This is a genomic window from Acinetobacter sp. 5862, assembly GCF_024494585.1.
In the GTDB taxonomy this organism is placed as follows: Bacteria; Pseudomonadota; Gammaproteobacteria; order Pseudomonadales; family Moraxellaceae; genus Acinetobacter.
In genome coordinates, this window is record NZ_JANHGP010000069.1 from 13,220 (window position 1) to 31,944 (window position 18,725).

The 18,725-nt window shown below is 36.9% G+C and carries 21 protein-coding genes; 8 read left to right on the forward strand and 13 right to left on the reverse strand.

The genetic code is table 11. The features are described from left to right. The first annotated feature begins 322 nt into the window (after window positions 1-322). Entirely contained in the window at window positions 323-1,552 is a 1,230-nt protein-coding gene (locus NO346_RS13925; protein ID WP_256415529.1) for a GGDEF domain-containing protein, read from the forward strand. 67 nt (window positions 1,553-1,619) lie between these two features. Here NO346_RS13925 and aroC read toward each other — a convergent pair whose 3' ends face one another. The 10 genes from aroC to NO346_RS13975 all read right to left on the reverse strand — a co-directional run bounded on the left by aroC (window position 1,620) and on the right by NO346_RS13975 (window position 10,376). Beyond that, window positions 1,620-2,711: a chorismate synthase gene (gene aroC / locus NO346_RS13930; protein ID WP_005160180.1), complete on the reverse strand. Its 1,092-nt coding sequence runs from the start codon at window positions 2,709-2,711 to the stop codon at window positions 1,620-1,622. A gap of 10 nt (window positions 2,712-2,721) precedes the next feature. Beyond that, window positions 2,722-3,732 carry a 50S ribosomal protein L3 N(5)-glutamine methyltransferase gene (prmB, locus tag NO346_RS13935; protein WP_256415530.1) on the reverse strand — a complete coding sequence of 337 codons (1,011 nt, stop codon included), beginning with the start codon at window positions 3,730-3,732 and terminating at the stop codon, window positions 2,722-2,724. Between the two features lie 122 nt (window positions 3,733-3,854). Then, window positions 3,855-5,042: a VWA domain-containing protein gene (locus NO346_RS13940; RefSeq protein ID WP_005160186.1), complete on the reverse strand. Its 1,188-nt coding sequence runs from the start codon at window positions 5,040-5,042 to the stop codon at window positions 3,855-3,857. Window positions 5,043-5,054: 12 nt separating this feature from the next. Continuing rightward, on the reverse strand, window positions 5,055-5,906 hold the full coding sequence (locus NO346_RS13945) for a MoxR family ATPase (protein WP_005160188.1): 852 nt from the start codon (window positions 5,904-5,906) through the stop codon (window positions 5,055-5,057). A 37-nt stretch (window positions 5,907-5,943) separates the two neighbouring features. Further along, entirely contained in the window at window positions 5,944-6,330 is a 387-nt protein-coding gene (locus NO346_RS13950) for a hypothetical protein (protein ID WP_256415531.1), read from the reverse strand. Continuing rightward, window positions 6,323-6,628 (reverse strand): YcgL domain-containing protein, encoded by a 306-nt coding sequence (locus NO346_RS13955; protein ID WP_256415532.1) that lies wholly within the window; start codon window positions 6,626-6,628, stop codon window positions 6,323-6,325. The genes NO346_RS13950 and NO346_RS13955 overlap by 8 nt, the downstream gene beginning before the upstream one ends. A 138-nt stretch (window positions 6,629-6,766) precedes the next feature. After that, window positions 6,767-7,909, reverse strand: a complete 1,143-nt coding sequence (locus tag NO346_RS13960) for an HRDC domain-containing protein (protein ID WP_256415533.1) — start codon at window positions 7,907-7,909, stop codon at window positions 6,767-6,769. Between the two features lie 274 nt (window positions 7,910-8,183). Continuing rightward, a complete protein-coding gene (recR, locus tag NO346_RS13965) occupies window positions 8,184-8,780 on the reverse strand; it encodes a recombination mediator RecR (protein ID WP_005160191.1) in 597 nt (198 codons plus the stop codon). A gap of 66 nt (window positions 8,781-8,846) precedes the next feature. Next, window positions 8,847-9,176, reverse strand: a complete 330-nt coding sequence (locus NO346_RS13970) for a YbaB/EbfC family nucleoid-associated protein (protein ID WP_004662103.1) — start codon at window positions 9,174-9,176, stop codon at window positions 8,847-8,849. Window positions 9,177-9,188: 12 nt separating this feature from the next. Beyond that, window positions 9,189-10,376 (reverse strand): O-succinylhomoserine sulfhydrylase, encoded by a 1,188-nt coding sequence (locus tag NO346_RS13975; protein ID WP_256415534.1) that lies wholly within the window; start codon window positions 10,374-10,376, stop codon window positions 9,189-9,191. Window positions 10,377-10,510: 134 nt separating this feature from the next. Here NO346_RS13975 and NO346_RS13980 point away from each other — a divergent pair, with 134 nt between their 5' ends. The 5 genes from NO346_RS13980 to NO346_RS14000 all read left to right on the forward strand — a co-directional run bounded on the left by NO346_RS13980 (window position 10,511) and on the right by NO346_RS14000 (window position 14,754). Continuing rightward, window positions 10,511-11,596 (forward strand): alpha/beta fold hydrolase, encoded by a 1,086-nt coding sequence (locus NO346_RS13980; protein ID WP_256415535.1) that lies wholly within the window; start codon window positions 10,511-10,513, stop codon window positions 11,594-11,596. A 3-nt stretch (window positions 11,597-11,599) separates the two neighbouring features. After that, the gene (locus NO346_RS13985) at window positions 11,600-12,472 is read left to right on the forward strand and encodes an NAD(P)-dependent oxidoreductase (RefSeq protein WP_256415536.1); all 873 of its coding nucleotides are present in this window, start codon (window positions 11,600-11,602) and stop codon (window positions 12,470-12,472) included. 158 nt (window positions 12,473-12,630) lie between these two features. Next, a complete protein-coding gene (locus tag NO346_RS13990; RefSeq protein WP_249570702.1) occupies window positions 12,631-12,900 on the forward strand; it encodes a YARHG domain-containing protein in 270 nt (89 codons plus the stop codon). Between the two features lie 87 nt (window positions 12,901-12,987). Continuing rightward, window positions 12,988-13,401, forward strand: a complete 414-nt coding sequence (locus NO346_RS13995) for an HIT family protein (protein WP_087537097.1) — start codon at window positions 12,988-12,990, stop codon at window positions 13,399-13,401. Window positions 13,402-13,653: 252 nt separating this feature from the next. After that, complete coding sequence (locus tag NO346_RS14000) at window positions 13,654-14,754, forward strand: porin (protein WP_256415537.1); 1,101 nt, start codon at window positions 13,654-13,656, stop codon at window positions 14,752-14,754. A gap of 59 nt (window positions 14,755-14,813) precedes the next feature. Here NO346_RS14000 and NO346_RS14005 read toward each other — a convergent pair whose 3' ends face one another. Together NO346_RS14005 and NO346_RS14010 are read right to left on the reverse strand one after the other, a co-directional pair. Then, entirely contained in the window at window positions 14,814-15,440 is a 627-nt protein-coding gene (locus tag NO346_RS14005; protein ID WP_256415538.1) for a YidB family protein, read from the reverse strand. A 158-nt stretch (window positions 15,441-15,598) separates the two neighbouring features. After that, window positions 15,599-16,060, reverse strand: a complete 462-nt coding sequence (locus NO346_RS14010) for a DUF6231 family protein (protein ID WP_256415539.1) — start codon at window positions 16,058-16,060, stop codon at window positions 15,599-15,601. 38 nt (window positions 16,061-16,098) lie between these two features. On the opposite strand from NO346_RS14010, the gene NO346_RS14015 reads away from it, so the two are divergent. Continuing rightward, window positions 16,099-16,968 carry a DUF2797 domain-containing protein gene (locus NO346_RS14015; RefSeq protein WP_087537094.1) on the forward strand — a complete coding sequence of 290 codons (870 nt, stop codon included), beginning with the start codon at window positions 16,099-16,101 and terminating at the stop codon, window positions 16,966-16,968. Between the two features lie 37 nt (window positions 16,969-17,005). Here the strand turns inward: NO346_RS14015 and lpxB are convergent, their stop codons facing one another. Continuing rightward, a complete protein-coding gene (lpxB, locus tag NO346_RS14020; protein WP_171062411.1) occupies window positions 17,006-18,184 on the reverse strand; it encodes a lipid-A-disaccharide synthase in 1,179 nt (392 codons plus the stop codon). Between the two features lie 247 nt (window positions 18,185-18,431). Between lpxB and NO346_RS14025 the strand changes: the two genes are divergently transcribed. Next, complete coding sequence (locus NO346_RS14025; protein WP_256415540.1) at window positions 18,432-18,725, forward strand: hypothetical protein; 294 nt, start codon at window positions 18,432-18,434, stop codon at window positions 18,723-18,725.

The following is an 18,725-nucleotide window of genomic DNA, read 5'->3' on the forward strand; positions in this document are numbered from 1 at the left end:
TATGACTTATTTCAATTATTTTCCACGATTGCTGCTTATTTTTATAGCTAGATTTAATCGTAATACAATTAATATACAATGATTGCTATTTAATTTGTAACATTTTTTATCTGTTCAGCATTTTATTAAGTTTAATCATTATATTCGTTGCTAATACATTCATATTACACCCGAAGAATATAGAATACTGGCAATAAAATCTGATTATCATAAAAAATGATTAATTTTATATAATCCAATACACATTTTATTTAATACAGTGTAACGTAGTTAACAATCCCTATTTACATTTATAAGAACATTGGGGGCGATGAGAATTAAGATGAAGTTAAAAGCATCCAACTTACTCGGGCAAGAACAGATTGACTTGTTAATCTCTCGCGGACTAAATTTAGTTTGGTTTCCTAAAGAATTAGAAGTCATTTATAAAGATCAGTATAAAAATGAAGCTGCACATGAATTCCGTTACCGTGCACCAATCATTCTATTCTTCTATTTATATTTAAGTTTTGGTACTTATCAAGTTCTACCTACAGAGCTACGCACTGCATGGGTCGCGTACTACGGTTGGGTCGGCATGATAATTCTTTTTGCATGGTTACTTGCTTTCATTCCATCAATGAATAGATGGTTTGATTACTATGTTTGCTTAGGCTCTATAGGTGCCGTCGCTCTTACTTTCACGTTAATTAATGTATTTGAACATGGCCAGAATAACGTTCTTTTTCATGCTGCCATGATGTATGCCGTGGTCATTATATATGGCTTCGTTGGTATGCGATTTTATACAGCGATGTTTGCTGGTTGGTCTGGTGGTTTAATTGGTATTGCCATTAGTGTTTGGCTTAATGGATCAATTGATTGGACTTACTTAAATCGAACTTATACTTTTAGTAGCTTTCTAGGAATGGCTTTAGCTTATGCAATAGATCGGCAACATAGAGAGAATTATCTACAAGACTGTATGATCGAACTAAATCGATTAGAGCTTATGCGTCAGGCGCAACAACTTTCAATTTTATCTCAACAAGATGCTTTAACTGGTTTAGCGAACCGTAGATACCTCGATGAAGTGCTTGAAAATGAGTGGAAACGCTCAATCCGTCATGAAGTTCCTATCACAATCATGATGATCGATATCGATTTTTTTAAACTATACAATGATACATTAGGCCATATTCAGGGGGATCAATGTCTTAGACGAATTGCCATTTTGCTGGGTTCAATCTCATCGCGAAGTGGAGATCTTGCGGCACGTTATGGCGGTGAAGAGTTCTTACTTTTATTTTCCATGACGGATAAAGATCAAGCACTGATACAAGTTCAACGTTTAATGCAATTAATGCAAAATATAGGGATTGCACATCCTAGAAGTAATGTCTCTAAATATGTAACGATCAGTGTGGGTGTTGCAACAACAACTCCTCATCTTAATGACAGCCTATCAGAGTTTATCTCTCAAGCAGATCATGCTTTGTATGTAGCAAAAAATAATGGTAGAAATCAATATCATGTTGCAACGAGTGAAAATGTAATTTCTGAGACTTTATAAGATGAATTTTTTATTATTAAAAAACATACTTGCGCGCAAAGTGTCGCAAGTATGTGAAAAATTAAAATTATGGCTCAATTGGTTGGAATGGAACTACAACATCAGCATTTTGAGCACGATGTCTTAAAAAATGATCCATTAGAACAATTGCTAACATTGCTTCAGCAATTGGAGTCGCTCGAACGCCCACACAAGGATCATGACGACCCTTGGTTAACACATCCGTGTTTTCTCGATCAATCGTAATGGTTTTACCAGGAGTGGTAATACTTGCGGTTGGTTTTAAAGCAATCGCGACACGAATCGTTTGACCACTTGAAATACCACCTAAAATTCCACCAGCATGATTTGCAAGGAAACCATCTGTGGTTAATTCATCACGAGTTTCGTGACCAAACTGTCCAGCAACTGCAAAACCATCCCCTATCTCAACGCCTTTAACCGCATTGATACTCATCATAGCGTGAGCAATATCTGCATCGAGACGATCAAATACAGGTTCACCCCAACCGACGGGTACTTTTTCAGCAATAATTTCGAGTTTTGCACCACAACTAGTGCCTTGCTCACGCAATGCTGTGACTAATTGCTCGAAGCGAGGAACTGCATCAACATCACCACAGAAAAATGGATTATTTGGCACTTCAGCCCAATCTAACTTTTCTGCAATTTCATTCCCGATCTGTGTTACATGCCCGCGGATATCAATACCAAATTTTTCTGCCAAATACTTTTTAGCAATCGCACCTGCCGCAACACGCATTGCTGTCTCACGTGCACTTGAGCGACCACCACCACGATAATCACGGAAACCATATTTTTGAGTATAGGTATAATCAGCATGACCAGGACGGAATGTTTGGGCAATATTACCGTAGTCTTTTGATTTTTGATCTGTATTACGAATCAATAAACCAATTGATGTACCCGTAGTTTTGCCTTCAAAAACACCAGAAATAATTTCAACTTGATCAGGCTCTTTACGTTGCGTTGCAAACTTAGAAGTACCCGGCTTGCGGCGATCCAAATCTTTTTGTAAGTCTGCTTCGCAAAGTTCTAGTCCCGGTGGTACGCCATCTACAATTGCCATCAAGCCAGCACCATGTGATTCACCACATGTGGTCACACGGAATAACTGACCAATACTATTGCCTGCCATTTTCAGCCCCTTAATTTTGAATAGATTGCTGGAATATATCTTTATAACGGCGGCATTGTTCCGCAGTTAATGCAAAAATACCAGAACCACCTTTTTGGAATGTAAGCCAATGGAAATCAACAGTATTAAAGTTTTGACGCATTGCCCATTCTGAATTACCGACTTCAATGACGATTAAACCATCTTCTGTCAAATAGTCAGCAGCTTGCGCTAACATTTTACGAACCAAATCCAAACCATCTTGACCAGCAGCAAGTGCAAGCTCAGGCTCGTGCAAGAATTCTTCTGGTAAATCTGCCATATCCTCTGCGTCTACATATGGAGGATTACTTACGATTAAATCATATTGATTTTCAGCAGGAATTTTTGCAAACAAATCAGACTCAAGTAATGCGACTTGATATTGCTTATCATGGTGTTCAGCATTAATTGATGCAACTTCTAAAGCTTCTTTGGAAATATCAGTTGCATCGACTTCAGAATCTGGGAATGCATAAGCTAAAGCGATTGCAATACAGCCAGAACCCGTACACATGTCTAAAATACGTTGTGGCGTTTTCGGATTCGTGTTTTCTGGTAAATTATTCAATGCTTCGAGCATTTGACCATTTTCATTCAAACAATATGGTGCAAATCGTTGTTCAATCAATTCAGCAATTGGCGAACGCGGAATGAGTACACGTTCATCTACATAATAAGGTTTATTACAGAAATATGCCAAATTTAATAAATATGAGGTTGGAATACGATCATTGATGCGACGTTCTAATAGACTTAAAAATTCTGCTTTTTCAGTTGGTAATAATTTTGCATCTAATATTTCTGCATCAGCTTTCCATTCTAGGGAAAGTGTTTGCAAAACAAGTGCAGCGCTTTCCGCAAAATAATCTTCAGTACCTTGACCTAAGTGTGCATCATATTGACGAAGTGCGGTTACACCAAAACGAATAAAATCTCGAATGGTTACTAAATTTTCAGCCGCTTCTTGTAAATGTTCAGGGCTGATTGTAGGTCGCTCCACTTAGGCGTCTCCAAAAGTGCTAATTGCAAAAACGCTTTATTCTAACGGGATTAGCATCTATTTAACAGAAAAAAAACCGCCTCTATACAGAAGCGGTCATTATAAAGTATTCATATGAATTTTTAACGTGACAAATAACGCGTCATATCTTCAATGCCTTTTAGTGTCATTGGGTACATATGATTTTCAAAAATTTCTTTGATCCAGTTAATGGTCTGGGTGTAATGCCAGTAACCTTCCATTTCAGGGTTTAACCAAGCGGTTTTGTCAAAATGCTGACGTAAACGTCTAAGCCATACCTCGCCCGACTCATCATTCATGTATTCAACTGAACCACCTGCCGACTTGAGTTCGTATGGTGCCATACTGGCATCGCCAACAACAATTACACGATAGTCGCGACCGTAAGTATGGAATAAATCCCATGTATTCATACGAGTTGAACTACGGCGATGGTTGTCTTTCCAAACATAATCATAGAGACAATTATGGAAATAGAAATATTCTAAGGTTTTGAACTCAGACTTCGCCGCACTAAATAATTTTTCACACTCAGCGATATAGGCATCCATTGAACCACCAACATCAAACAGCATCAGCACTTTAATACGATTACGCCGTTCAGGAACCAATTGCACATCCAAAATACCCTGCTTAGCGGTTTCACGAATAGTCCCATCAACATCAAGCTCTTCAGCCGCGCCTTGACGCGCAAACTTACGTAATCGGCGTAATGCAATTTGCATCTGACGTGTTCCCAAAACTTGATCATCATCAAGATTTTGGTATTTACGCTGCTCCCATACTTTTACCGCTGAACGTTTACGCCCTGGCCCACCTATTCGGACACCTTCTGGATGATCGCCAAAAGCACCAAAAGGTGAAGTTCCGCCAGTGCCAATCATACGATTGCCACCCTGATGTTTTTTATGCTGTTCACGTAAACGTTCTTCCAACATTTTCATCAGTTCTTCTAAAGAACCTGCTTTTTGTAGTTCAGCACGTTGCTCTGGTGTCAGATGTTTTTCTAAGAGTTCTAGGTCAAACCAGTCTTTAGGTAACTTGTGAACTTGTTTAAGTAGTTCATCTAAATCAAAAGTTTCAATGCCATCAAAATAATCTTTCATGGCACGATCGAATTTATCAAAGAAACGTTCATCTTTGACTAAAACTGTTTTAGCCAACTGATAGAATTCTTCCTGATCTGCAAATACCAGACCTGATGCAACCGCTTGGTTGAGATCAATCAACTCACGAGTTGTAACAGGTACACCATATTTACGTAAGGTGTAAAACAATCGCACAAACATGTGATTACACTCTTAGCGGCGTGACATAAAAGCTAAACGTTCAAGTAATTGTACATCTTGTTCATTTTTAATCAGCGCACCATACAATGGTGGAATTGCTTTAGATTTATCATGATTACGCAATACGTCTTCAGGCATATCATCTGCCATAAGCAAGCTTAACCAGTCAATTAACTCTGACGTTGATGGTGGTTTTTTTAAATTCGTGACTTCACGTAACTTAAAGAATATTTGCAATGCTTCACCGACCAAAGTATTCGAAATATTTGGAAAATGCACTGCAATAATTTCACGCATCGTTGCTTCATCAGGAAATTCAATATAATGAAAGAAGCAGCGACGCAAGAATGCATCTGGTAATTCTTTTTCATTATTCGAAGTAATAATCACAATTGGGCGTTGTGTTGCGGTAATGGTTTCACCAGTCTCGTAAACATAAAACGACATTTTGTCGAGTTCATGCAATAAGTCATTCGGGAACTCGATATCTGCTTTGTCAATTTCATCAATTAACAATACACAACGTTCTTCACTCGTAAATGCTTCCCACAATTTACCCGGTTTAATATAGTTTTTAATGTCATAGACTCGGTCATCACCTAACTGGCTATCACGCAAGCGAGAAACTGCGTCATATTCATACAAACCTTGCTGAGCTTTGGTTGTTGATTTGATATGCCAAGTAATTAGTTTTAGACCTAAACTTTCTGCAACTTGTTCTGCAAGTAATGTTTTACCTGTACCTGGCTCACCTTTCACCAATAATGGTTTTTGTAAAGCACGCGCGGCTTTTACCGCAAGTTTCAGGCTGTCAGTTGCAATATATTGATCTGTACCAGTGAAGTGTTGTGTATCAGCAGACATTTGAAAACCTTATTTTTCTTTAACTTTATGTGAATATCTAAACCGAACGTGCAAGTTTATTTGCACTGTATTTTGACCAGCAGAAGCCGATCAATAATCCTGTACCAATGACAAATAGAATCAAAGATAAATTTGACCAGATTAAAACATGCTCTTTTGTGAGTACGCCAAAAATCAAACCAAAAATAGCAGGTGCTAATTCTGAATTGGGACCTTCAGAAATTGTTGGTGTGGCAAGGATTGCAAAAACGATAATCCAAAGAATTCCGCCTATTGGATTAGGCATACGTGACATCAAACGATACCAACACCATAATGCAATCATTGCACCTGTAACATACACAATAATCGCAACATTCTCTTCAGGAAATTGTTCCAGTAGCGAAAGAATGTGAGACCAAATTGCAGTTATCGTTTCAAGCACCACGCAACCCCTCTGGCGCTACCGCATTTGGATTAATAAGTCCTTCTGGCGGCATTTGAATAAAAAAGCCTTTGGTCTGTAATGAGTCTAAGACATGCAATACGTTTACACGTGCAAGTTTCCGCTCACCATGAAGTTCCAAATGCATTACAAAAGTAGCTTTTCCAAAAGCTTGTAAGACACTCTCAGGAACAGACTCAAATGGATTTTCTGATGCCTGATCTGCAGAATAATTTGGACGAGCAATATACATATACATTTCGTCTTTTTTGCTTGATCTATAAATATCGCAGTGCATGTTTACTCACAACTCTTATCAATCTTAGAGACTATTGGTCATTTTTATTCCAATAGGCTTTAAACAGCATACATGAAAAAAAAACTAGGTACATTAACGAATGTTAACGCAACAGTCGTCTTTCACAGCTGAACTATTTTACCTAGCTAACTTCATTTGCGCCGCCAAATATTCAATATCTTGTCTCAGTAATGACACCAATGGCTTGGTCAAGATATCGTAGCGCCAGCCTAACAAATAACTCGGCAATTCTTGCTCTTCTAAATGGAATACAACATATTCATAAATTGCATTCAACCATTTCTTACGTAGTAAGACTTCTTTAGGAATGCCAGTTTCAAACACGACTCGATCGATTAAAGCATCAATTTGAGGCGAAACTTCTTTAGAATTATTCTTCACTGGTCTTGCCATTCTTAATGGCCATTCATCTTCAGGTGGTAAAAACTTTAATAAATCCAATATGGTTTTGCCATGTTCACGTACAATGTTTGGACGAATATCTTTAACTTGGGCAAGTTGGAAATTATTACGTGGATTTTTTTCCACTAAATCTAGCATTGTTGTATTTTTGAGAACAAAACTACGTGGTTGATTCATGGCTTTGGTAATTTGCTCACGCCAAATACTGAGCTGCTGTAATTGCATTAACTCACGACGTGAATGGCGATAATTACCAATATCGGTATATAGCTCTGTCAATGGAGTTTCTATCGCAATTTCTTTCGTTAAATTCTGACAATCTTCCAAAACATATTGATAAAGCCCTTTACGCTGTAAATCATGTTTTAATGTATCAGCGAGCTTTGTCAAATATAATACATCATTTGCGGCATAATTAATTTGCTCTTGGCTTAAAGGGCGTGCCAACCAATCTGAGCGAGTTTGATCCTTATCAATATCAATATTTAGGCAGGTTTTTAATGCATTTTGATAGCTTACCTGAAGCCCATGACCAAGAAATGCCATTGCGATCTGCGTATCAAATACATTTTTTAATGGTTTTTGATCTGCATAATGATAAATTAAATCAATATCTTCGCCACAAGCATGAAAGATATTCTGCTGTGCAGTAAAAACCTTCTGCCAAAACTGCTCTAAATCAAGTGCTACTCCATCTAGTAAAGCAATTTGACCATTACAATTAATCTGGCATACCCCAAGTTTTGGATATAAGGTATCAACCTTAATAAACTCAGTATCAAGTGCGTAGGTAGAACATTGTTCCATTTGACTGAGGAGAACAGCAAGGTCTTTTTGCTGTTGAATGAACTGAAACATATTTGCTCAAGTAAAATAATAAAAAACACTAGCAATACAACTGTAAAAATACAGTTTTTGCTGAAACGAAACTAAATCTACAAAGAAGAATTTAATCACTATTCCACATGAAAAACATGAAATTACTCCTATTCTATTCATCAAAAACGAAAATCCTTTTCGTTTGATTATACTGCCATAAATTAAAGCAAATATACCTAAAATAATGTTAGACAAAATGTAAAAGTGAATTATTTGTTTAAATTAATAGCATGAATTTACAATAAATATAAAATTATTTCATCTTCATACGATTATGTACCGCTTGACTTAACGTATGACTATCGACATATTCTAATTCGCCACCTTGTGGCACGCCTTGTGCGATTCTAGTCATGTGAATTGGCAAATGTTTCGTTGCCTCAACTAAGTAATGTGCTGTCGCTTGACCTTCCACGGTGGCATTAGTTGCTAAAATTACTTCTTCAATCTGTCCTTGGCTTAATCGTTGAATCAAATATGGAATACCAATTTCTTCAGGACCTATTCCATCCAATGGAGACAAATGACCACCAAGTACATGATATTTTCCTCTAAAGCTTCCACTTTGTTCGATTGCCATGACATCGGCTGGAGATTCAACCACACAAAGCAATTGCTCATCTCTTTCTACAGACGCACAAATATCACAAATTTCATTTTCAGTTAATGAATGACAAATATGGCATTCGTGAATATGGCTCGAAGCCTCGTGTAATGCATAAGATAATGCAAAAGCACCTTCACGATTTTTCATCAACAAATGTAATGCCATCCGTTGTGCAGATTTTGGACCAACGCTTGGTAAAATACGCAATGCTTGAACTAGCTGTTCAAATCGTTCACTAAACACAGATCAACTCTATTATTTATAAAAAAGGTTCTCTAAGCCTCACCAAAAGACTTAGAGACTTTTGGCTTAGAATAAACCAGATAAACCTGGTGGTAAGCCCATACCTGAATTGGCACCTTGAAGTTTTTCTTCAGAAATAGCTTCGGCTTGACGTGCTGCATCATTCATCGCAGCAGCAATCAGATCTTCAATCATATCAGCTTCATCTTGTAATAAGTCTGGGCTAATTTCGATACGCTTAACGACATTACGGCAAGTCATAGTTACTTTAACCAAACCGCCGCCAGCTTCAGCATGAACTTCAGTATTAGCAAGCTCTTCTTTGGCTTTTTTAAGATTCGATTCCATATCTTTTTGCATGCGCTGAGCTTGCTGCATGAGCATATTAATGTTCATAAGTTTCTCTCGTTAAATTAAATCTAAACCGCGTGATAAGTCGCGAATAATATCATTAATATCTTCTAAGCCAACAGAAACACGAATTAAGCCTTCTTCAATTCCTGCAGCCTGTTTGGCTTCAGGCGACATTCTACCATGTGAGGTGGTTGCTGGATGGGTAATTGTTGACTTAACATCGCCTAAATTACTGGTAATCGATAAGAAGCGCGTATTATCAATAACCGTCCACGCACCTTCACGTTCGCCTCTTACGACAAAAGATACAACACCGCCAAAACCCTTCTGCTGTTTTTTAGCAAGCTCATGTCCAGGATGGTCAGGCAAACCTGCGTAATACACTTTTTCAACCTTTTCATGTTGGTGTAACCACTCCGCAAGTATTTGTGCATTTTCACAATGCGCTTTCATACGAATACTCAGCGTTTCTAAACCTTTTAAGAAAATCCATGCATTAAATGGACTCATTGAATTACCAAGGGTACGCACAACGCCATTAATTTCTTCAACCAAATCGTTCTTACCGACTACAGCACCACCTAATGCACGCCCCTGACCATCAATATATTTTGTTGCTGAATAAAGTACTAAATCAGCACCAAACTTAATCGGTTGTTGCAATACTGGTGTACAAAAACAGTTATCTACAGCAAATAATGCGCCATTGGCATGGGCAATATCTGCAATTGCTTGCATATCACCAACCTGTGCCAAAGGATTCGAGGGTGTTTCAATAAAGAGAATACGTGTATTTGGACGAATCGCTTGTTTCCAGCCTTCAAGATCATCCAAATCGACAAAAGTCACTTCTACAGCAAATTTAGCAACATATTTTTCAAATAAAGCAATGATTGAACCAAATACTGCGCGAGAACAAATCACATGATCGCCAGCTTTTAAATATGCCATACACATCGCATGTACAGCAGCCATACCAGAACTGGTCGCAACTGCACGCTCTGCGCCATCTAATATTGCTAAACGTTTTTCAAAGGCTTGCACTGTTGGATTGGTATACCGTGAGTATGTATTTCCTGCGATTTGCCCAGAAAATTTTGCAGCAGCATCTGCGGCACTTTCGCAAACAAAAGAAGATGTTAAAAAGATAGGTTCACTATGTTCCCCTTCAAAGGTACGATCATGCCCTGTGCGAATAGCCAGTGTTTCAAGTTGGTATTCTAAATCATCGCTTGGATTCATCGTTTTGTATGCCTTATGATCAGGTGTTTAAATATGCCAACATTTTGAGCGCCTAACGTATTTAAGGTCAAGGCATAAGATGAAATTATCGCTTAGACTTCGTGCAATCTTGACTCATGATGAGACTTTCAAAGATGAAATCACTTGTAGAACAGCAAAAAATAAATTTTAAACATCTGGCTATGCGTGTCTTCGATGCAGATAGGCTTGTATTGTCACAATCGACAGCTTATCAAGTGATTGCTGAATTTAAACAAACTCGTGTTCGTTTTTATGCTTCTGAGAACAAACGTTACAAAGAGCCATTGGTATTTACAGCTCCTCTTGCCATCAACATGGATATTTATGATCTATATCCATACCGCTCTTTGATTAAACATTTTCAAGAAAGTGGTTTTGATGTTTATCTAATTGACTGGGGTAAGTTGACTTACAAAAACTACCAAGTGAATTTTTTATCATTTATCGATAAATTTATTCCACGTTGTATTGAGGCGATTCAAAAGCATTCTAAATCTGAAAAAATCTCTTTGCATGGTTGGAGTATGGCTGGAATTTTTGTCACACTTTACACTGCTCGACACAAGCCAAATGCGGTTAAAAATTTAATTGTTTTAGGTAGCCCGATTGATAGTTATGCATCGGGTTATATCGGAAAATTATATAAAACACTGGCATATATTACGACGCGTAACCGAACCATCAAAGATTATATCTATAACCGTTTACCTAAGTTGATGATTCATTCACCTGGTTTTTTAAACTCATTAGGTTTTAAATTGTTAGATCCTAAGGGTTGGATTGATGGCAATATTCAATTGCTCAAAAATCTTGATAACCTCAAACTGGTACAAGAAGACGCCACACTCAGCCATTTCTTAAATAATATGATTGATTACCCTGGGGGGATCAACCAAGACATGTTGTTTAATGTTTGGATGCAAAATCCATTAAAAAATGGTGCAATCACATTAAAGAATAAAACCATTGAGCTTAAAAACATTGAATGTTCATTGTTAGTTGGTGCAGGTAAAAGTGATCAACTTGTTACTTCTGAGGCAGCTTTTCCTTTAACACAGTTGACAAATAGTCAAGATGTCACGTTTACTCTGATACCTGGCGGACACTTAGGTTTAATGTCTAGTCAAAACAGTTCAATTGAGTTCTGGCCAACACTGACAACTTGGTTATCAGAACGTTCAACTCCAATAAAAAGGTAAACTATGACTCAATCTGTTGCATTCATCGGTTTAGGTGCTATGGGCTATCGCATGGCTGCGCATTTACCCAAGTATTTCGAAAAAGTTTACGTTTGGAATCGTAACTTTGATAAAGCTAAGCAACATGCAACAGAATTTGGCACTTTGGCGGTTGAACTTGCTGAAGCGGTTCAGGCAGATGTTATCTTTTCATGTCTGCCAACCAGTGCAGATGTTGAAGCTTTGATTGATGGTGTTGAGATTAAATCAGGTGCAATCTGGATTGACTGCACCAGTGGCGTTCCTGATGCGGCCCGCCGTTTGGCAGAAAAGTTAAAAATACAAAATATTGATTTTCTTGATGCGCCTGTCAGTGGGCAAACCATTGGCGCAGAAAATGCGACTTTAACCGTAATGGTCGGTGGTGATGTGAATGCGTTTGAGCGTGCCTATCCTGCAATGGCAGCCGTTGGAAAATTGATTCAGCATGTCGGCAATTCAGGTGCAGGCTTTGCAGTAAAAGCCATCAACAATATGTTGCTAGCTGTCAATTTATGGTCGGTTGCAGAGGGATTTAGTACACTCAAAGCGCATGGTGTAAACCTAGATGCAGCTTTGAATTGTATTAATGCTTCTAGTGGCAAAAGTCTCGTGACGGAAAATATCTTCCCTCAACGTGTGTTGAGTCGTGAATTTCCATGCACCTTTGCCTTGCCCTTATTGGCAAAAGATACAGGGATTGCCTTAGACTTAGTACATGATGCAAAGCTTCCAGCGCCTATCCTCGCCTTAACCCAGAGTTTGATTCAAGCAGCAAACCTTACTGCAGAACCCAATAGCGACTTTTCTTCTGCTGTCAAAATGTATGAAGATTGGACAAAAATTATACTAAATTAAAAAGCTCAAGGTGATAAAAATTACACTCCAATAATACAGTTTCATTGAAATTTCATTCATAAACCGTATATTAGTAGTTGAACTTAAGTCAAATCGTGAAAATAGACATATTTTCTTAATTTATTTGAGTTCATGCCTTTTAACTAGAGGAATACCTCATGAATAAGTTTACGGTTGCAGTTTTTGTTGGATTGGTAAGCCTTACAGGTTTTAACCTTCAAGCAGCTACACCAGAACAAGAATGTAAAAAGTTGCAAGATGACTATAATCTCATCTATGCATCTAAAGGATTTTGTTTTAAAGATGCAGATGCCAAGGCTAAATATGGTAATGAAAACTGCCATACAACAAAGCCTAAATTTTCTGACAGAGAGCAACAACGCTTAGATGAAATTAAAGAGCGTCAAAAAGAATTAAATTGCAAATAAAAGCCTTATTTTTAAGTCTTAGCAGTTTATTTTCTATTTTTGTCTGAAGAGCAAAACTTCTCATCTCATTATATTAAAGGAGTAATCATGGCGTACGATGACCAAAATATTTTTGCAAGAATCTTAAGAGGCGAACTACCTGCAATCAAAATCTATGAAGATGATCAGGTCCTCGCTTTTATGGATATTATGCCTCAAGCAGATGGTCATGCTTTAGTTATTCCTAAAACACCTGCTGTTACTTTGATGGATTTACCTGCTGATGCAGCAGCCTATACGATTCAAATTGTTCAAAAGATAGCTAAAGCAATTGAAACCGCTTTAGATGCTAAAGGGATCGTACTAATGCAACTTTCAGGAGTTGCTGCTGGGCAAACAGTTCCACATGTGCACTTCCATTTGATTCCTAGCTCAGTTCATGAACTTGGTCGTCATGCAGCACAAATGGGTGATCAAGAAAAGATTAAAGCCTTTGCTGAAAAGATTAAAGCAGTGCTGTAAGTAAAAAATTATCCATACGATGGGGCTTTTCGCCCCATTTTTATTTATTAAATATATAAAAATCAATAACAAATATAATTATTACTAAATATGAATCGTCATCAAACTGTCATTTTTCTTTCACTTATCTGTCACAAAGTTTGCAGATACTGCATACAAGTCAGTGAGCTGTGTAACTTTATGTACACAAGCAAGCTTATAACAGTAACTAAGGCATCAGCCATTTACAAAAAGTGTTCTGGAGAAATCTCAATGAAAAAATTGCTTCTTGCTGCTACTGTAGCAACTTTAGCCATGAATGCAGCGCAAGCAGCACCTACATTGTATGGTAAGCTCAATGTGACTTTAGATCAAATCGACCAGAATGGCTTTAAAGATGAAAGCGTAACAAAAATTAACTCAAATGCTTCTCGTCTTGGTGTGAAAGGCGAAGAAAAGTTAACGAATACCCTTTCAGCTGTTTACTTAGCAGAATGGCAATTAAATGCTGACAGTGAAGATAAAGATGGTAAGGAATTAACACAACGTAATCGTTTTATTGGTCTTAAATCTGATGGTGTTGGAACATTAAAAATTGGTAAATTTGATTCTTACTTTAAAACAGCTGCTGGTAATAACCAAGATATTTTCAATGACCACAATGATCTTGATATGACAGCTGTATTAGCAGGTGAAGATCGTCTTAACAATGTTATTGGTTTTGAAACTGATAAAAAATTATTGGCTGGTTTAGCATTTAACATTATGTTCCAACAAGGTGAACAGAATGAAACTACTAAGGATAAAAACGGTCAAACAATACCTCTAGATAACTCTGCAAGTGGTCAAAAAGGTAGTCGTAATGGATTTGGTGATGGTGTTTCAACGTCTCTAACTTACGAAAATAAAGATATTGGTTTAAATGCAGCTGTTGCAGGTAACTTTGCAGTTGCATCAAAGTATAATGCTTATGGCTTATCTGGTGTATATACAGATGCAGTACGTGTAACTGGCTCACTTGATTTATCTCAAGTAGGTGCTGAAGGTTTAGTATTCGGTGGTTTATGGCAAACTGCGAAACCTACAGATGATACACTTGTAGGATACAAAGGCTTAAAAGAAAACGCTTTCGGTGTAACTGCTGCATATATCATTCCTTCTACACCAGTGAAGTTAAAAGCAGAATATATTTCTGCTAAAACAGAAGCTGATGGTCGTGATGATCGTAAACAAGATCTTTATGGTTTAGGTGCAGATTACCAGATGAATAAACAAGCTCGTTTCTACGGTGTTGTTGCTCAACAAAAAATTGACTGGCAGAAAGACAACAACAAGAAAACTGTTATTGGTTTAGGTATGGAATATAACTTCTAATCAGAAGTTTATTTCAAATGTTAAATAAAAGGGCGTTTCGCCCTTTTATTTTTATATACTTATCTTTTTAAAAAACCACTCACCAAATTCAATACTTGTTGAATATCTTGATTTGCTTCTTGGGGATTGGTATTACTTCCTTGCGGAGTCAAAGAATCAATCACTTGAGGTAATACAGACGCAATCGCACTGTAAATTTCTTGCTTTGGCGCTTGTGCTTGTTGAGCAACCTGCTCTATATCTTGATCATCAAATAAGCTTTGAATATTTTGGGTTGGAACATCTTGAGCATTTGCTTGTTGAGGATCGACCCAGCTCTGTACCTGATTGGATAAACCTGTACTTTTTAGTTTATCTAATGCACCTTGTAAGCCCCCCTGTTTTTGAATCCAAGCAAGAACCAACGGCAATACGGCTATAAGTAATGTTTGTGCTGTGTTACCACTAGTATTACTATTTGTCTGAGATGTATTGTTATTCGTACCACCTAACTGACCCAGGACTGAACCTAGGATTCCACCTAAACCACTTTGCGGCTGATTTTGATTATTTTGTTGTTGACCACTAAGTTGCCCTAAAACAGAGCCTAAAATTCCACCTAAACCACCACTATTTTGCCCAGATTGTTGCTGACCGCCTAAGGCCTGTTTCGCTAAAATCTCTACGATATTTGTCAAATCTGTCATGATTTTTATATTCCAGTTAGAATTATTTATTCGAAAAGCATACGCTGCTTTTCAACATGAAAACAAAGTTAAAGTGTTAAAATTTGCAAGAACATTTCATCAGTTTATTATTATTTTATAACTGCGGCTTATTCAGAGCCGCAGTAAAGTCTAAGAAATCACCAACGAAATTTATTCCAATTTTCTGGATTTGCCCAAAATTTAGAGTTAAACCAATCAGGAACATGTTTGTAAGTTAAAATATTAAATTGCCATAAAGCAAAATCACTATCATGAGTAGTTTTATCAATAAGTTGAGTAAAACCTAGTGAACGTAATAGCTTTTCATCATTTCGTTTACTAACAACTACAATCCTTTTTGCCATTAAATCGCGTAACTTCACTAAAAGCTGTGCTTTATGTGTTTCAGTGATGTTTTGCATTTGCTCTGTATCAAATAATACAAAACCTAAATCATAACGTTGTGTAAATGGCAGATTTAAAAAGTCAGTTACGTTAAAATGATGCCATTGAATTTCAGCATTTTGATCAATTTGCTGACCGATACAAAGTGCAGTATGAATGGGCTGTTCTTTAGATAAATCGTCTAGCATAGAAGTGATGACATTTCGTTCAGCCATAACTGCGACCCTTGATTGAGAAAGATGAGAGTTTATTGATGGAACTACAAGGCATTTGTCACAAAATGCACGCAGCGCTCAAAACGCATAGTGTAACTGATCAACCAACCAGCAAGGCAAATGTTGAATATAAATTTATATTAGATCGTTCAGAAACCGATCTACCCTTCGTATTAGGTCAAGAATTAGAAATTGAATGGACTGGAAATATTTTTTGTACTTCGTGTGGTGCAAAGACTCCAAAATCATATTCCCAAGGTCACTGTTTCAAGTGCTTCAAGACCAAAGCTGAATGTGATCTTTGTATTATGAAACCTGAGACTTGCCATTATCATCTTGGAACTTGTCGTGAAGATGAATTTGCACACAAGGTTTGTTTCCAACCCCATATTGTGTATCTAGCCAATTCAAGTGCACTAAAAATTGGAATTACTCGTATCGTTAATATGCCGACTCGATGGTTAGATCAAGGTGCAACCCAAGCTTTACCCATTTTAAAAGTTGGTTCACGCCGCTTATCTGGTCATTTAGAAACTTTATTTGGTACACAAATTGCCGATAAGACGGATTGGCGTAAGCTCCTTAAAGGTGAAGCTGAACCATTGAATTTAATTGAGCAACGTGACCAGATTTTGGAAGAATTTGCACCAAAAATTCAAACGATTCGAGATGAGTTTAGCCAAAACTTAGAATTCAATGAAGAACTTGAATTTTTAGAACATGAATTGCCTAAAGAATTTATTTATCCAGTTGAACAATATCCAGAAAAAATTAAGTCCTTAAATTTGGATAAAACACCAAAAATTCGTGGTGTTTTACATGGTATTAAGGGGCAATATTTATTACTCGATATTGGTGTCATCAATATTCGTAAATACACAGGCTATGAAATGATTCTAAGAGCGTAAATGATAAGGTGGCATTTGAAATGCCACCTTTTTTAACTTAATTTGTTTTTAAACAATTCAGAATTGCATCAACAGGATTTTCAGTATCTCCTGAGATTAATTGTTTGTGCATACTTAAATGTTGCATCATCTGAATATGTGCTGTTTCATTATCCATTAATTTTTCAATTTCAGAAGCAAGGTGTTCTGGTGTTGCATCAGCTTGAATTAATTCTTGGATGACTTTTTTACCTGCAATGATATTAGGTAAAGAGTAGTATGGAATCTTAACGAGAAACTTAGCAATCATATAAGTTAACCAATGTAACTTATAAAAAGTCACCATTGGGCGATGTAATAACATTGCTTCAAGCGTCGCAGTTCCCGATGCTAGTGCGACAATATCACTCGCATTCATGACCATACGACCTATTTTAGATTCAGCATCGGTATTTTCTAAAATATAAATTTTTGATTTTAAAGTGACATCTAAATTTTGAATACCATGTTCAATTTGTTGTTTTCGAGCATCATTAATTGCTGGAATCAGAAACTCTAGTTCAGGATATTTCTTATGTAGTATTTCCGCAGCCCCAATTAACAAAGGCAATAGTCTGTCAATTTCACCTCTTCGACTTCCTGGTAATAAAGCAACGTGCATTTCATGTGCAGATAAGCCAAGCTGATGTTTTGCTTCTACAATTGGATTTTTTAAAGGTAATTGTTTGGCTAGTGGATGCCCAACAAAAGCTGCTGGAACATCGTAATTTTCATAAAATGTTTTTTCAAATGGGAATAAACACAACACTAAATCTATACTACGTTTAATACCATGTACCCGCCCTTGACGCCATGCCCAAACAGATGGACTTACGTATTGAACTGTTTTAATTGGTAAATTCTTTTCTTTTATTGTTTTAGAAAGACGTAAATTGAAATCAGGTGCATCAATTCCAATAAAAATATCCACTGGATGTTCAGTCCAACGTTCAACTAGACCATCACGTACAGCAAATAACTTCTTTATATCTTTCAAAACCTCCACAATGCCCATTACTGATAAAATTTCCATTGGATAATAACTATGGAAACCCTCAGCAATCATTTGTGGACCACCAATACCTTCAAATTCAGCATCAATTCCTTGTTCGCGAAAACTGCGCATGAGTTTCACTCCTAGAGTATCTCCAGAAACTTCTCCCACCACGATACCAATTTTTAGTTTTTGCTTTAACAAGACCAATGCCCCACTGAAATATTTGAATGATTCTAACAAAATGATTTTACATCGAATCATAATAAGCTATCCAAATTGTTCAAGATTGGTGAATATAATGTTTAATCTAAAATTCCATTCATTACTTTAAAAATTATCTTGATTAACGATAGTTAAATGATTGCGAGTTTATTTTCAATTTATTAATATTAACAATAATCATTTTCATTTGATATTTATTCTCCTATTGGCTAGCTAAAAATCATTTATGGCAAAATCAACACCACTTACGCTCATCTATCGCCTAAGTATTTTTTACCGCTTTACCTTGAGCTTTGTTGTTGGTTACGTCTGCATGATGTATTTGAGCTTATGTCTGACTGCATTATTTCTTCATTCATTCACTAGAGCTGAAGCCATTTATTTGGCTGCCTTTATTTCTATAATTTTTTATTTACTATTCATCATTGTTAGTTTCTGCACGAATTCTTTGTTAAAACTCACTTGGATTAGCTTAATTTTGGCAGGTACTTTATTCGGCTTATCTGTAGGTTTAAGTTAA